The following is a 13,687-nucleotide window of genomic DNA, read 5'->3' as shown; positions in this document are numbered from 1 at the left end:
AAATCTGTTATGATGCTTATACGGACATAATGATGAAACCGACAAACTAGAGATTTTCCATAAAAGGAGTGATTGAAGTGGATCAAGATACAAAAGACATTATTCTTGGAGCTTTGGAGCAGGTCATTGACCCTGAGCTTGGTATAGATATCGTTAATTTAGGCTTGGTATATGATGTGGATATGGATGAGGAAGGTCTGACCACCGTTACGATGACATTGACAGCAATGGGCTGTCCGATGGCTGGAACGATCGTCGATCAAGTTAAATTGGTTCTGGAAGATATCCCCGAGGTCAAGGAAACGGACGTGAAGATAGTCTGGAGCCCGCCATGGACGAAAGACAAAATGTCCAGATATGCTAAAATTGCATTAGGTATCAAATAATAACTCTGTAATAGAAATGAAAAGCCAGTCAAAAAAAGTGAACCCATTCAAGGGGCCACTTTTTATGGTCTGGTTTTTTTCTAATACTTTCGGCTAGGAGTGGTTAATTGAACAGTCAAATTAAAGATTCATTGGACAGGCCACTAAGGGATTTAAGGATTTCAGTCATAGATCGCTGTAACTTTCGCTGCCAGTATTGCATGCCTGCTGAAATTTTTCACGAGAATTTTCAGTTCCTGCCTAAAAGTGAGCTATTATCTTATGAGGAAATTGTAAGGCTTTCTAAAATCTTCGCAGGCTTAGGGGTAAAAAAACTAAGATTGACTGGAGGGGAACCATTACTCCGGAAAGATCTTACCACTCTGATTTCAAATCTCGTTAAAATAGAAGGCATTGAAGATATTGGACTGACCACGAATGGGGTCTTCTTGAAAAAACATGCCGTAAATTTGAAGGAAGCTGGTTTGCAGAGGGTGAATATCAGTTTGGACAGCCTCGATGACGACCTTTTCAAAAAGATGAACGGCAGGGATATCGGCATAAAGCCCGTTATTGAAGGCATCACTGCTGCTAAAGAAGCAGGGCTTGGCGTTAAAGTGAATATGGTAGTCAAAAAAGAAACCAATGAATCTCAAATCCTGCCGATGGCCCGATTTTGTAAAGATGAGGGCCTTCAATTACGCTATATAGAATTCATGGATGTCGGACATACAAATGGCTGGCAGTTAAAGAATGTCATTACGAAAAAAGAACTGCTTGCAATGCTCCAAACCGAATTCGATGTCGAACCAGTTGAAGAAGATTATTTTGGAGAGGTCGCAAAACGCTTCCGCTATAAGGGCACTACTGCAGAAGTAGGCTTCATTACCTCGGTTTCCGAGTCTTTTTGTTCAAGCTGTACACGTGCACGTCTTTCTGCCAATGGAAGTTTATATACATGCCTGTTTAATGGAAAGGGACATGACTTGAAGTCATTGCTCCGTTCCGACATGACCGATGAAGAATTGACAGGGTTCATCATTTCACTTTGGAACCTTAGGGACGACCGCTATTCGGATGAGCGTGCAGCGGGAACGGTGAAGAAACAGGAAAAAATCGAAATGTCATTCATTGGCGGATAATCCGTCCGAATGAAAAATTAAGGGATGGCGCTATGCCATCCCTTTTTTGTATAGTTGTCAGGACCTGATGCCGGTCAATGGCAAAGCCCATGTTTATACTTTATTTATGCATTTTTATTTAGGATACAGGTAATGAAAATAATTCAATGGTCCTAGAGATGGATTTGGTCTGAAATAAATTCCATTCATGATTAAGATCATTAAGGCTTTATGTATTGCTGCTTTTTATGGGAAAGGATTCAATCGATTGTACAGATTTCTATTGGACAGTTTTCACAGTCGATTTCCTGTTTCAAATAGTCAAAGTCAAGAATCGTAATCCGTCCCTTTTTAATGGAGATCACATTATTTTTCCTTAATTGAGCGAGCATTCGATTGACTACTTCGCGGGATGTGCCGCAAAAATTGGCGAGTTCTTGGTTTGTAAAGGGAAGATTGATAATTTTGCCGTCTTCCGCTTCGGTGCCATAGCTATTTGATAAACGTATGAGGGTGGAGTAAAATGCACCTTTCTTACCGTGCAGGAGCATATCGCGGAATTTAGCCTGATTTTTACGGTTTTGAGCGGATAACCATGTCATCATCTCGACTGCGAGATGGCTATCGGAGGCGATCTTTTCTTCTAATGCTTCTTTGGAAATAACCGCGACAGTACCATCTTCCATCATTTTTGCATTCATCATATATTTAGGATTTTGAGAAAATAAGACTGTCTCCCCAACCAAATCATTCTCCGAACTAATGCGTATAGTTAATTCCCGACCGTCGGGAACAACCTTACTCACTTCTACTTTCCCATTTATAATGTAATACAAATCACTTGCCGGGGTGCTCTCATGAAAAAGGTAGCGCCCTTTTTCCATATGTTTAATTTGTTGTTTATTATCTAAAATTGCTTGCATCCGATTGGATAACGATAATTCATTCATGCATATGACCACCTTTCAGAAACCGTCATTACTCAATTACTACCTTTGATTTAAACGGAAAAAATCCTAGTAGTCAACAACTTTGGATAATTCTAGGAATTTTGGTGGATAATATTTCATTTAAAATTTATGTTTATAATTTTATAAAAATACATTTGATTTTATTTTTATTCAGTCTTATAATAATAGAATCAAAGATTGACAGGGACCTGAAATTATAGGAGATGGTTTTATGAACGTATCAATAGTAGGTGCAACGGGTTATGGAGGAATGGAACTAATAAGGTTTTTAATTAATCATCCGCAATTTAAAATAAAATCATTGCATACTTCATCCCAATTTGGTCGAAGTTTATATGAAGAAAATGCACATTTCATGCATATGAAATATACATTAGAAGAAATCGACCCGGAAGCGATTGCAAAAAAATCCGATATTGTATTTCTTGCAACCCCTTCGGGTGTTTCATCACAACTGATTTCGGAATTTTCTGACCTCGACATTAAAGTGATAGATCTATCAGGAGATCTTAGGCTTAAAACTCCAGGTGAATACGAAAACTGGTATAAAAAGCCGGCAGCGCCTCAGCATATTATTGAAGAAGCGGTATACGGATTGGCTGAATGGAATGCCGAAGCTATAAAAAAAGCGACGATCATTGCAAATCCTGGGTGCTACCCAACCGCATCACTATTAGGTCTTGCCCCTTTATTCACTGAAGGATTGGCCGGAACGGATGCCGATGTGATCATCGATGCAAAATCCGGGGTTTCAGGGGCGGGTAAATCACCTTCTGCAGTCACCCATTTTAGTGAAATGAATGAGAACTTTAAGATATATAAGGTGAATCAACATCAGCACATACCGGAAATCGAGCAACAGCTTGGGCGATGGTCATCAGGTTTACAGCCTATTACCTTCAATACCCATCTTGTTCCAATGACAAGAGGGATTATGGCAACGATGTATATAAAGGTAAATCGGGAAACTTCAAATGTTGAATTAAAGGATTTGTACGAAACGGTTTACGAGAACCACCCATTTGTCCGGGTACAGCCCCTTGATCGCTTTCCATCCACGAAACAAGTATATGGATCGAACTTTTGCGACATTGGCGTAGGTTATGATGAAAGAACAGGTAAGGTAACGGTGGTTTCGGTTATTGATAATTTAGTGAAGGGTGCCGCAGGGCAGGCCATTCAAAATGCAAATATATTAATGGGATTAGAAGAAACGGCAGGACTATGGAACAGTCCGCTATATCCGTAAACTATGGAGGGAACCAATGAATACACTACAGTCAGTTGAAGAAATCAAACAAATTCAAGAAGGAAACATTTTAATGCCCCAAGGTTTCAAAGCGTCGGGTGTCCATGCAGGATTACGCTATTCTAAAAAGGACGTTGGCATCATTTTTACCGATGTCCCAGCCTCAGCCGCGGCCGTTTATACACAAAATGTCGTTCAAGCCGCTCCAATCAATGTAACGAAAGACAGTATTGCCGTTACTGGAAAACTTCACGGCATTGTAGTGAATAGTGCTTGTGCGAATGCTTGTACAGGTGAACAAGGTTTAAAAGATGCAAATGAAATGAGGAAGCTTGCGGCTCAAAAGTTCGGTTTGGAGGACCATTCATTTGCAGTGGCTTCAACGGGAGTCATAGGGGAATTCATGGAAATGGAAAAAGTAAGAAACGGCATAGAGGCATTACAGCCAGAAAATACACCTGAAGCTGCTGAAGCTTTTGGTACCGCCATTTTAACAACGGATATTGTAACGAAGAGTTGTGGTTATGAAACAATCATCGACGGTAAAACCGTGAAAATGGGCGGTGCTGCAAAGGGTTCGGGAATGATTCATCCAAACATGGCCACAATGCTAGGTTTCATTACGACGGATGCCGTCATTGAACCGAATGATTTACAGCAAGCATTATCCTCGATTACCAATGATACATTCAATCAAATCACGGTTGATGGCGACTGTTCAACGAACGACATGGTGTTGGTGCTCGCGAATGGAGAAGCGAACAATGAACCTTTGACACCTGACCATCCAGAATGGTCCATCTTCCTGGAATTATTAAAACAAACTTCCGAAAACCTCGCCAAACAAATTGCGAAAGATGGAGAAGGTGCGACTAAACTGATAGAAGTGAATGTTCATGGCATGCAAACGAAACAAGATTCACAGATGATGGCGAAGACGATCGTCGGTTCAAATCTTGTGAAAACCGCAGCTTTTGGAGCGGATGCAAACTGGGGCCGAATCATAGCTGCAATGGGAAGAAGCGGAGTGGGATTCAATCCGGATCAAACAACGATCGTTTTTGGTGATATCGTCGTACTTAAAGACGGTGAGCCGATTATGTTTTCTGAGGAAGAAGCCAAAGCATACTTGGAAAATGAAAGCATCATCATTCAAGTTTATTTGAAAGATGGTAATGAATCAGGCACGGCATGGGGCTGCGATTTAACCTATGATTATGTGAAAATAAACGGAAGCTATCGTTCGTAAGAGGTGAAAAGTATGAACATATTGGTCATAAAGTGCGGCGGCAGCATCATCAATGAGTTATCGGAGTCGTTTTTCAATAGTATTAAAGAGTTACAAAACCGCGGATACCATATTGTCTTTGTGCATGGGGGCGGCCCTGATATAAATTCAATGCTTGAAAAATTTGAAATTGAACCAGTATTTGAAGATGGGTTAAGAAAAACGACCACAGAAGTGCTGGAAATTGTTGAACTTATGCTGGCAGGCAAATCGAACCGCAGCCTCGTTCATAAATTGGAAGCCCATGGCATAAAGGCAGTCGGTTTAAATGGCTCGGACGGCGGAATTCTCACAGGTGATTATATCGATGAACAGAAACTTGGGGCTGTCGGTGAAATACAACAAGTCAATACGGAATTATTCGGACTTTTATTCGAAAAAGGCTATTGTCCGGTATTGACGCCCATTTCATCTACCGAAGAGGGCAATAAATTAAATGTGAATGCCGATATGGCTGCCGGGTCTGTAGCTAAGGCACTATCGGCTGATATGTGTTTATTTGTGACCGATGTTCAAGGGGTCTTGAAGAATGGGCAGATCATTGAAAAATTGAATGAAACGGAAACGAAGAATTTGATCATGGATGGAAGTATCCATGGTGGAATGATCCCGAAAGTCAATACAGCCTTGTCGGTGCTGAATAAAGGGATTGAAGAAGTGATGATCGTTAGTGGGAAAGAGCATTTTTATCAAGGCGGACAATTCATAGGTACAAAATTTCTTCAGGAAGAAGGGGTATTTCAATGAGTTTTTTATTTCCTACATACGCTAGGTGGGACATTGAGCCAAGAACAGCGTCAGGATTGAAGATTACGAGTGAAACAGGTAAAGAGTATCTGGATTTCACATCCGGAATCGGGGTTTTGAATCTTGGACATTGTCATGAGAAGGTAAAAATGGCCGTGACGGAACAACTTAATAAATATTGGCATGTATCGAACATGTTTCAAAGCTCCATTCAGGAAAGGACAGCAAAAATGCTGGCTGATGCCTCAGGTTTAAGTCAGGTGTTCTTTGCCAACAGCGGTGCCGAGGCGAATGAGGCAGCCATCAAACTAGCTCGTAAAGCTACCGGGAAAAGTAAAATTATCACTTGTCAGCAGTCTTTCCATGGACGTACGTTTGCAACGATGGCGGCAACGGGACAGGAAAAAATCAAGACTGGTTTCGGCCCGATGCTAGCTTCGTTCGAATATGTTCCATTTAATGATCATGATGCCATGAAAGCAGCCATCGATGGAAATACGGCAGCTGTAATGATTGAAATCGTTCAAGGAGAAGGCGGCATCCATGTTGTACAGCAATCATATCTGGACGCGATTCAAACTAAATGCCAAGAACACGGAGCCCTCCTTATCATAGATGAAATTCAGACTGGGATAGGACGTACAGGAAAGCCATTTGCATTCCAGCATTTCAATATTCTGCCGGACATCATCACTTCAGCAAAGGGGTTGGGAAATGGCCTGCCAATCGGGGCGATGATTGGGAAGGAAGAGTTGTCTGTATTCTTTGGCCCTGGAAGTCATGGATCCACTTTTGGAGGGAATCCAGTTAGTGTCTCAGCAGCCGAAGCTGTATTAAAGGAAATTTTTCAATCAGGGTTTTTAAAAGAAACCGTTAAAAAGGCGGAATACCTTGAGAACGAATTGGCAAAAGCATTGAATGGCATCGAAGAAGTGAAAGAGATTCGCGGTCTGGGAATGATGGTCGGAATTGAATGTAAACAAGATGTTCAGGTGTTTTTAATGGAATTGCAAGAAGAGGGCTTACTTATATTGAGTGCAGGTCCTAAAGTACTTCGTTTACTTCCATCCCTGACTGTTTCCGAATCGGAGATCGATACGGCGATTAACAAAATCAAAAAAGTATTGGCAATAAAACAAACTGTCTAAATTTATTGAATTTTTATAGAATAAAATGAATAATTATGCTATTGTGTATATAAATATACATCATCTAAAGAGGTGAAGATCATGAAAAGCTATCTATATTTAGAGAATGGTTCCGTCTTTGAAGGGGAACTGCTGACTAAATCGACTGAAAAAACAATCACTGGAGAGATTGTCTTTTTTACAGGAATGACCGGATATCAAGAAGTGTTGACAGATCCTTCATATAAGGACCAGATTGTCATCTTCACATACCCACTAATCGGAAATTACGGAATCAATGAACATGATTTTGAAAGTAAAAAGCCGCATGTTGCCGGTGTGATTGTATATGAAGGAAATATGAGCCATTCCCATTATCAGGCTAAATATTCAATTGGTGAATATTTAGACAAGTGGAACATTCCTCTTTTAAGCCATGTTGACACAAGAGCGGTCGTTAAGAATATAAGACAGGAAGGTTCCATGCAGGCAGTCATCACAGCTGAAGAAGAATACACTGTCGTACCAGGCCTGAATGGTTTATCAGCCCATGTAGCTGAGGTATCCACAAAGGTTGTCGAGAGATTTGGTGAAGGCGGCAAGCACGTTGTGATGATGGATTTCGGCTATAAAAAATCAATCTTGGATTCATTGGTCGCTCAAGGCTGCCGAGTCTCTGTCGTACCATTCGATACGGAATTCGAGCAAATCAAGGATTTGAAGCCAGATGGTATTTTGCTTTCAAATGGGCCTGGGGATCCAAAACAGCTTGAATACCTTTTAGGAAACTTAAAAAAGATCATTACTACTTTTCCCACGATGGGCATTTGCCTCGGTCATCAATTAACTGCCCTTGCCTTAGGTGGAAATACCAAAAAAATGCTGTTTGGACATCGGGGTGCGAATCAGCCCGTGGTCGATTTGAAAACGAAACAGGTGTATATGAGTTCGCAGAATCATAGTTATGAGGTTGATGAACCGAGCTTGCAAGGAACATCGCTTCAAGTGAGATTCAGAAACGTGAATGATAACACGGTTGAGGGACTCATGCATGAAGACTTGCCAATCTTAACTACCCAGTACCACCCAGAGGCAAATCCAGGACCTATCGAGAGTTCATTACTATTCAAAGACTTTTTACAAATGATAAATGATTATAGCGGGAGAGAAAAAGCTTATGCCTAAGGACAACACGATACAGACCATTTTAGTGATTGGTTCGGGGCCGATTGTCATCGGGCAGGCCGCCGAATTCGATTATGCAGGTACACAGGCCTGCCTCGCTTTAAAGGAAGAAGGATATAAAGTCATACTGGTCAATAACAATCCGGCAACAATCATGACTGATGATATGAATGCGGATGCTGTTTATTTCGAACCTTTAACGGTTGATGTACTGGAAAAGATCATTTCCAAAGAAAAGCCGGATGGCCTGCTCGCTACATTAGGCGGTCAAACAGGATTGAACCTAGCTTATCAGTTGGATGATGCTGGAATACTTGAAAAATATAAGGTCAAATTATTGGGAACTCCAATCGATTCCATCAAAAAAGGGGAGGATCGTGAGCTGTTCCGGGAGTTGATGTTTGAAATAGGTGAACCCGTTCCCGACAGTACGATTGTCCATACCCTTGAGGAAGCGCTGGCTTTTGCGGACAAAATCGGTTTCCCCATCATCGTTCGTCCCGCATATACACTCGGCGGAACCGGCGGTGGTATTGCCGATTCACTGGAAACCTTTAAGGAACTTGTACGGGGCGGACTGCAAGAAAGCCCAATTACACAATGCTTGATTGAAAGAAGCATAGCTGGTTTTAAGGAAGTCGAATATGAGGTTATGCGGGATGGCAACAATACGTGCATCACTATCTGTAATATGGAAAATATCGATCCGGTAGGGATCCATACAGGTGATTCGATCGTCGTGGCACCATCACAGACTTTATCGGACGATGAGTTTCAGATGCTGCGTGCAGCATCCATTAAAATCATCTCTGCTTTAGGGATCATAGGTGGCTGTAACATTCAATTTGCACTTGATCCGAATAGCAAGCAATATTATTTAATAGAAGTGAACCCGCGCGTCAGCCGTTCATCGGCACTAGCTTCAAAAGCAACAGGTTATCCAATAGCCCGCATAGCGGCAAAGCTAGCTGTCGGCTACGATTTGTCGGAGCTCATCAATCCTGTAACGAAAAGCACATATTCAAGCTTCGAGCCTGCGCTTGACTATGTAGCGGTGAAGTTCCCAAGGTGGCCATTCGATAAATTCACGACCGCCGACCGCAAATTGGGAACTCAGATGAAGGCAACTGGTGAAGTCATGGCTTTACACCGCAGCTTTGAGGGTGGAGTCCAAAAGGCCGTCGATTCTTTGGAATTAAAAACGATTGGGCTGCAGCTATCATCTCTGAAAAATAAAACCGTTCCTGAACTTTGGGGAAAGCTTGCCGAAAAATCGGATGAACGAATCTTTGTCATTTTTGAAATGCTTAGAAAAGGCGTGACGATTGAAGAAATCCATGAAGCGACAGCCATAGATTATTTCTTCCTTAAATCCTTTGCTTCATTGATCCAAAGAGAAATGGAGATTGAAGCTAAGGCAATCGATCAGGTAACAAGGGAAGAACTTCAGTCTTACAAGGAAAAGGGCTTTTCAGACCGCTATCTTGCTTCCGTATGGAAAGTAAATGAGATGGAAATGAGAGCACACAGGAAATCATTAGGTGTTACGGCTGTCTACAAAACGGTTGATACATGTGCAGCCGAGTTCGAATCACATACAAACTATCACTATTCAACATATTTTGGTGAGAACGAACAGCAAAAAACGAATAAAAAGAAAGTCTTGATGATTGGCAGCGGCCCGATCCGCATCGGACAGGGAATAGAATTTGATTACTGTTCAGTTCATGGTGTTTATGCACTCCAGGATGAAAATGTTGAAACGATCATGATCAATAATAATCCGGAAACGGTAAGCACGGATTTTGCGACAGCAGATCGCCTTTATTTCGAACCGTTGACCCTTGAATATGTTCTTAATGTAATAGAAGCGGAAGACATAAAAGATGTTATCGTCCAATTTGGCGGTCAGACTGCGATAAACCTTGCTAAAGGCCTGGAAGAGTACGGTGTCAATTTGTTGGGGACATCCTTCGATACGCTTGATCAATTAGAAGATCGTGATCGTTTTTATCAGCTTCTTCAAAAACTGGATATCCCCCATGTACCAGGTTCAATGGCTAATGGAGAAGAACAATTAATTTCCCGGGCAGAGGCCATCGGCTTTCCGGTACTTTTACGCCCATCCTATGTAATTGGCGGCCAGGGAATGGAAATCATCCGCTCCAAGGAAAGCTTGTTGAATAGAATGGCTAATGGGACGGCACTAGTCTATCCCGTATTGATCGATTCCTATATTGCAGGGAAGGAAGCCGAAATCGATTTGATTGCTGATGGAAATGATGTTTATATTCCCATCATTGCCGAACATATAGAAAAAGCAGGCGTCCATTCAGGAGATAGCATGGCTTTATTGCCAGCTCAATCCTTAACGGATGATATGAAAGATAAAATGACCCTTTATGCTAAAAAACTAGTTAGTGAACTTGGTTATAAAGGTCTTATGAATATCCAATTCGTTATAGAGGGAAATAGTGTATACGTATTGGAAGTGAATCCTCGTGCAAGTCGAACAATACCAATCATCAGTAAAGTGACCGATGTGGCCTTGGTGCAAATAGCGACAAAAATATTGCTTGGGAAATATTCATTGTCGAATGCGTTCGAAAAAACGGGCTTAATGGATGAAATTCCATATGCAGTTGTCAAATATCCCGTATTCTCTACTTTTGCACTAAGCGGACTTGATTCGAAGGTAGGTCCGGAAATGAAATCAACAGGTGAAGGAATCGCCATCGGGGAAACGGTAAATGAAGCGTTGACAAAAGTGTTCCATGCTCAAAAAGCTAATCATACCACAGGCGTTTATCAATCAGAATCAGTTCAATTAAGTGAAGACCTGTTAGTGAAAATCAAAGAAGCAGGTTTGACATTGGGGAATTCAGATTTTAATGAATGGTTAAATGAAGGAAATGCGGCGGTCGTTTTAGCATATGGAACAACGGAGGAAGATAAGCAGCTAAGGTTACTTGCAGCGAAATACCGACTGCTTGCTTTTACGGAAGAAGAGACGTTCAATGCCTATCTGCAATCGGTGGAAAATGCTGATCCAGGGGTTACCTCGCTTCAGGAATGGCTTGTATCATATTCGAAAGGAGTGTCACACGTATGAGTTCAATGACGGCACCGACACAAGCGAAGATTTTAAATGGAAAAGATTTTTTGACCATGAAAGAGACTACACCAACGGCAATTGCAGATTTATTAAAGCTAGCGCAGACTATTAAAGGCAAATTGCAAGCAGGTGTAGAATATACGCCTTTAAAAGGGAAAACGCTGGGGATGATTTTTGAAAAATCGTCTACCCGTACCCGTGTTTCTTTTGAAGTGGGCATGATGCAGCTTGGCGGGCACGCTTTGTTCCTAAGTGGCAATGACTTGCAAATTGGACGTGGTGAAACTATTTCCGATACTGCAAAAGTCCTTTCTGAATACATTGATGGCATCATGATTCGTACCTTCGAGCATGAAAAAATCCTGGAATTGTCAGAAAATGCTTCTATCCCAGTCATCAATGGGCTAACAGATCTTGCCCATCCTTGTCAGGTACTTGCAGACTTCTTGACGATCATCGAGATAAAAGGGCAGTTAAAAGGCTTGAAGATGAGTTATATCGGTGATGGCAATAATGTTGCCAATTCATTGATGGTAGGCTGTGCAAAAATGGGAATGGATTTTTCCATTGGTTGTCCTGACGCCTACAAACCTGATGAAAAGGTCGTCGCCTATGCTAAAAAAGTGGCAGAAGAGACTGGCAGTGAAATTTTGGTGACAACCTCAGCTTCGGAGGCCATTAAAGATGCGGATATCGTCTATTCAGATGTTTGGACTTCCATGGGGCAGGAAATCGAGAATGGTATCCGCTTAGAAGCTTTTAAAGATTATCAAATCAATGGTGAGCTAGTAAAACTTGCTAAAGAAGATTATTTATTCATGCATTGCCTGCCTGCACATCGGGAGGAAGAGGTTACGGCTGAAGTCATCGATGGACCTAATTCCGTCGTTTTCCACCAAGCCGGAAATCGCCTTCATGCCCAAAAGGCGGTCCTAGTGGACTTAATGTCTTAACCAAAAAAGCTTACCTCAGAGAGCAGTCACTCAGTTTGTAGAAAAAAAGGTTTCGGAATGGTCACATTCCGAAACCTTTTTGATTTTTGTAGCAGTTAGAGAATAATAACTGGATCAATACTGATATTTAAACAAAAAAGACTGTAGGTAAAAGCGCGTCGAAGGGAGACTGCCCCCGCAGGCGCAATTGCGCAGAGGGCGGACCGTCCGCGGAAAGCGAGTGCCTTACGTTCCAATCGACGGTCAATTTTTAAAAACTTAAAAAGGCGTCTGCTCAGAGAACAGATGCTTTTTAATTCAGCCGAATTTCCTGTATGTACCTAATTTTTCTGACATGAAAGGTATGAACCTGGTAATAATAACAGGGAAAGCATGTAAAGGGGTGAAATCTATGGGGCAAAATCGACAATTTAAGCCAGGTCAGAAGGCACCGAATAATGGGACCTACGTAGAAATCGGTGAAACGGGCAGCACGGTAGTGAATCCGAAAATGATAAAGCTGGATGCAGGGGATTCTTTTCCTGAAACATCCAATCATAATCGGATATGGACCTATAAGCGGAAGCCATGAAACATCTAAAAGCAGGAAAAAGGAATGGTCGCCATCCTTCTTCCTGCTTTTTTTCTATTCAGCGGAATAACCGAATATATTCGAGATTTCCAAACAGCTTTTCCTTAAATAGACGCTTAAAGGATCTTCATAATGATCAGGAATGTTTTCGGTGAACCCAACGGCAGTGATTGCTCCCAACAATTCCGAATTATAATTAAAAACCGGAATGGACATGGAGGATACTGATGGTACAAGAGGCTCTTTGGCAAAAGCTATTTTGTATTCCCTAATTTTATCATATTCATTCGTTACTTTAAGGAACGAGCCCGTAACATTACGGTCTTTTTCAATCCATTCCGCCGTCAAGGAAGGATCCTGAAATACAGTGAATACCTTTCCGGAAGAGGATGATGGCGGAAGTCGCGTACCTAACTGTGCCCCTATGTTTAAGTTTTGATTGGAATTCCATATTTTTGCCGTGATTGGTCCATCATATGTCCAAACGGAAAAAAGGACCGTGCAGGAAGTATGGTGACTGATTTCCTGTAAATAAGGAGTTATTCTGCTCGTTACGTCCTCATTTCCTATCGCTGCCATTCCGTATTGAATCAATTTGCTCCCAAGGTGATACATGCCGGTTGTCTTATCGCGATATAGTAACTCCAGTTGAGTCAAAGTATTCAAATACTTATAGAGGTTACTTTTCGTTATCTCCGTTAATTCCTGAATATCGGAGAATCTTAAAGGAGTTCTTTGGGAAGCAAGTAAATCTATGATGCTCATCCCTATTTGTAATGATTGAATCGTCGAACCGGATTTTACGATTTCCATAAATCAATCTCCCTAATCTGTTTTAATTTAGGTCTAGTATATCAGAATCTGTAAAATATACATGAAATTCAGCAGAAAAACCGCCGGCTGCTTGAAGCTATCAATATACGTTTCTATTAAATGAATAACTTCAGCGCACTTTTTGATTCCCCAGTACTGATAATGGTTCAGATGATAACATT

12 protein-coding genes are annotated in these 13,687 nt (G+C 41.5%); 10 read left to right on the top strand and 2 right to left on the bottom strand.

Features of this window, described 5'->3' with window-relative positions; translation table 11 throughout:
• Positions 1-77 precede the first annotated feature (77 nt).
• Together J7I90_RS06205 and moaA are read left to right on the top strand one after the other, a co-directional pair.
• Complete coding sequence (locus tag J7I90_RS06205) at positions 78-386, top strand: metal-sulfur cluster assembly factor (RefSeq protein ID WP_034314562.1); 309 nt, start codon at positions 78-80, stop codon at positions 384-386.
• Between the two features lie 107 nt (positions 387-493).
• Complete coding sequence (moaA, locus tag J7I90_RS06200) at positions 494-1,507, top strand: GTP 3',8-cyclase MoaA (protein WP_214769266.1); 1,014 nt, start codon at positions 494-496, stop codon at positions 1,505-1,507.
• A gap of 239 nt (positions 1,508-1,746) precedes the next feature.
• Here the strand turns inward: moaA and J7I90_RS06195 are convergent, their stop codons facing one another.
• A complete protein-coding gene (locus tag J7I90_RS06195; RefSeq protein ID WP_214769263.1) occupies positions 1,747-2,436 on the bottom strand; it encodes a Crp/Fnr family transcriptional regulator in 690 nt (229 codons plus the stop codon).
• Positions 2,437-2,668: 232 nt separating this feature from the next.
• Between J7I90_RS06195 and argC the strand changes: the two genes are divergently transcribed.
• From argC to J7I90_RS06155, 8 genes are all read left to right on the top strand, one after another.
• Positions 2,669-3,706 (top strand): N-acetyl-gamma-glutamyl-phosphate reductase, encoded by a 1,038-nt coding sequence (gene argC, locus J7I90_RS06190; protein ID WP_214769261.1) that lies wholly within the window; start codon positions 2,669-2,671, stop codon positions 3,704-3,706.
• Between the two features lie 16 nt (positions 3,707-3,722).
• Positions 3,723-4,955, top strand: coding sequence for a bifunctional ornithine acetyltransferase/N-acetylglutamate synthase (gene argJ / locus J7I90_RS06185; RefSeq protein WP_214769259.1), 1,233 nt, complete (start codon positions 3,723-3,725; stop codon positions 4,953-4,955).
• 12 nt (positions 4,956-4,967) lie between these two features.
• A complete protein-coding gene (gene argB / locus J7I90_RS06180) occupies positions 4,968-5,741 on the top strand; it encodes an acetylglutamate kinase (protein WP_214769256.1) in 774 nt (257 codons plus the stop codon).
• The gene (locus J7I90_RS06175; protein WP_214769253.1) at positions 5,738-6,889 is read left to right on the top strand and encodes an acetylornithine transaminase; all 1,152 of its coding nucleotides are present in this window, start codon (positions 5,738-5,740) and stop codon (positions 6,887-6,889) included. Before argB ends, J7I90_RS06175 begins: the two co-directional genes overlap by 4 nt.
• A gap of 81 nt (positions 6,890-6,970) precedes the next feature.
• Complete coding sequence (locus J7I90_RS06170; RefSeq protein WP_214769250.1) at positions 6,971-8,053, top strand: carbamoyl phosphate synthase small subunit; 1,083 nt, start codon at positions 6,971-6,973, stop codon at positions 8,051-8,053.
• Positions 8,046-11,165: a carbamoyl-phosphate synthase (glutamine-hydrolyzing) large subunit gene (locus J7I90_RS06165; protein WP_214770141.1), complete on the top strand. Its 3,120-nt coding sequence runs from the start codon at positions 8,046-8,048 to the stop codon at positions 11,163-11,165. The genes J7I90_RS06170 and J7I90_RS06165 overlap by 8 nt, the downstream gene beginning before the upstream one ends.
• The gene (gene argF, locus J7I90_RS06160) at positions 11,162-12,121 is read left to right on the top strand and encodes an ornithine carbamoyltransferase (protein WP_214769248.1); all 960 of its coding nucleotides are present in this window, start codon (positions 11,162-11,164) and stop codon (positions 12,119-12,121) included. Before J7I90_RS06165 ends, argF begins: the two co-directional genes overlap by 4 nt.
• 391 nt (positions 12,122-12,512) lie before the next feature.
• The gene (locus J7I90_RS06155; RefSeq protein ID WP_214769245.1) at positions 12,513-12,692 is read left to right on the top strand and encodes a YjzC family protein; all 180 of its coding nucleotides are present in this window, start codon (positions 12,513-12,515) and stop codon (positions 12,690-12,692) included.
• 54 nt (positions 12,693-12,746) lie between these two features.
• Here J7I90_RS06155 and J7I90_RS06150 read toward each other — a convergent pair whose 3' ends face one another.
• Entirely contained in the window at positions 12,747-13,505 is a 759-nt protein-coding gene (locus tag J7I90_RS06150) for an IclR family transcriptional regulator (RefSeq protein ID WP_214769243.1), read from the bottom strand.
• Between the last annotated feature and the right edge of the window lie 182 nt (positions 13,506-13,687).

The sequence above is a fragment of the Bacillus sp. ISL-57 genome, assembly GCF_018613135.1.
GTDB classification, from domain to species: Bacteria; Bacillota; Bacilli; order Bacillales; family DSM-1321; genus Peribacillus; species Peribacillus frigoritolerans.
Note: the sequence above shows the minus strand (reverse complement) of the source record. Positions and strands in the feature narration are given on the sequence as shown.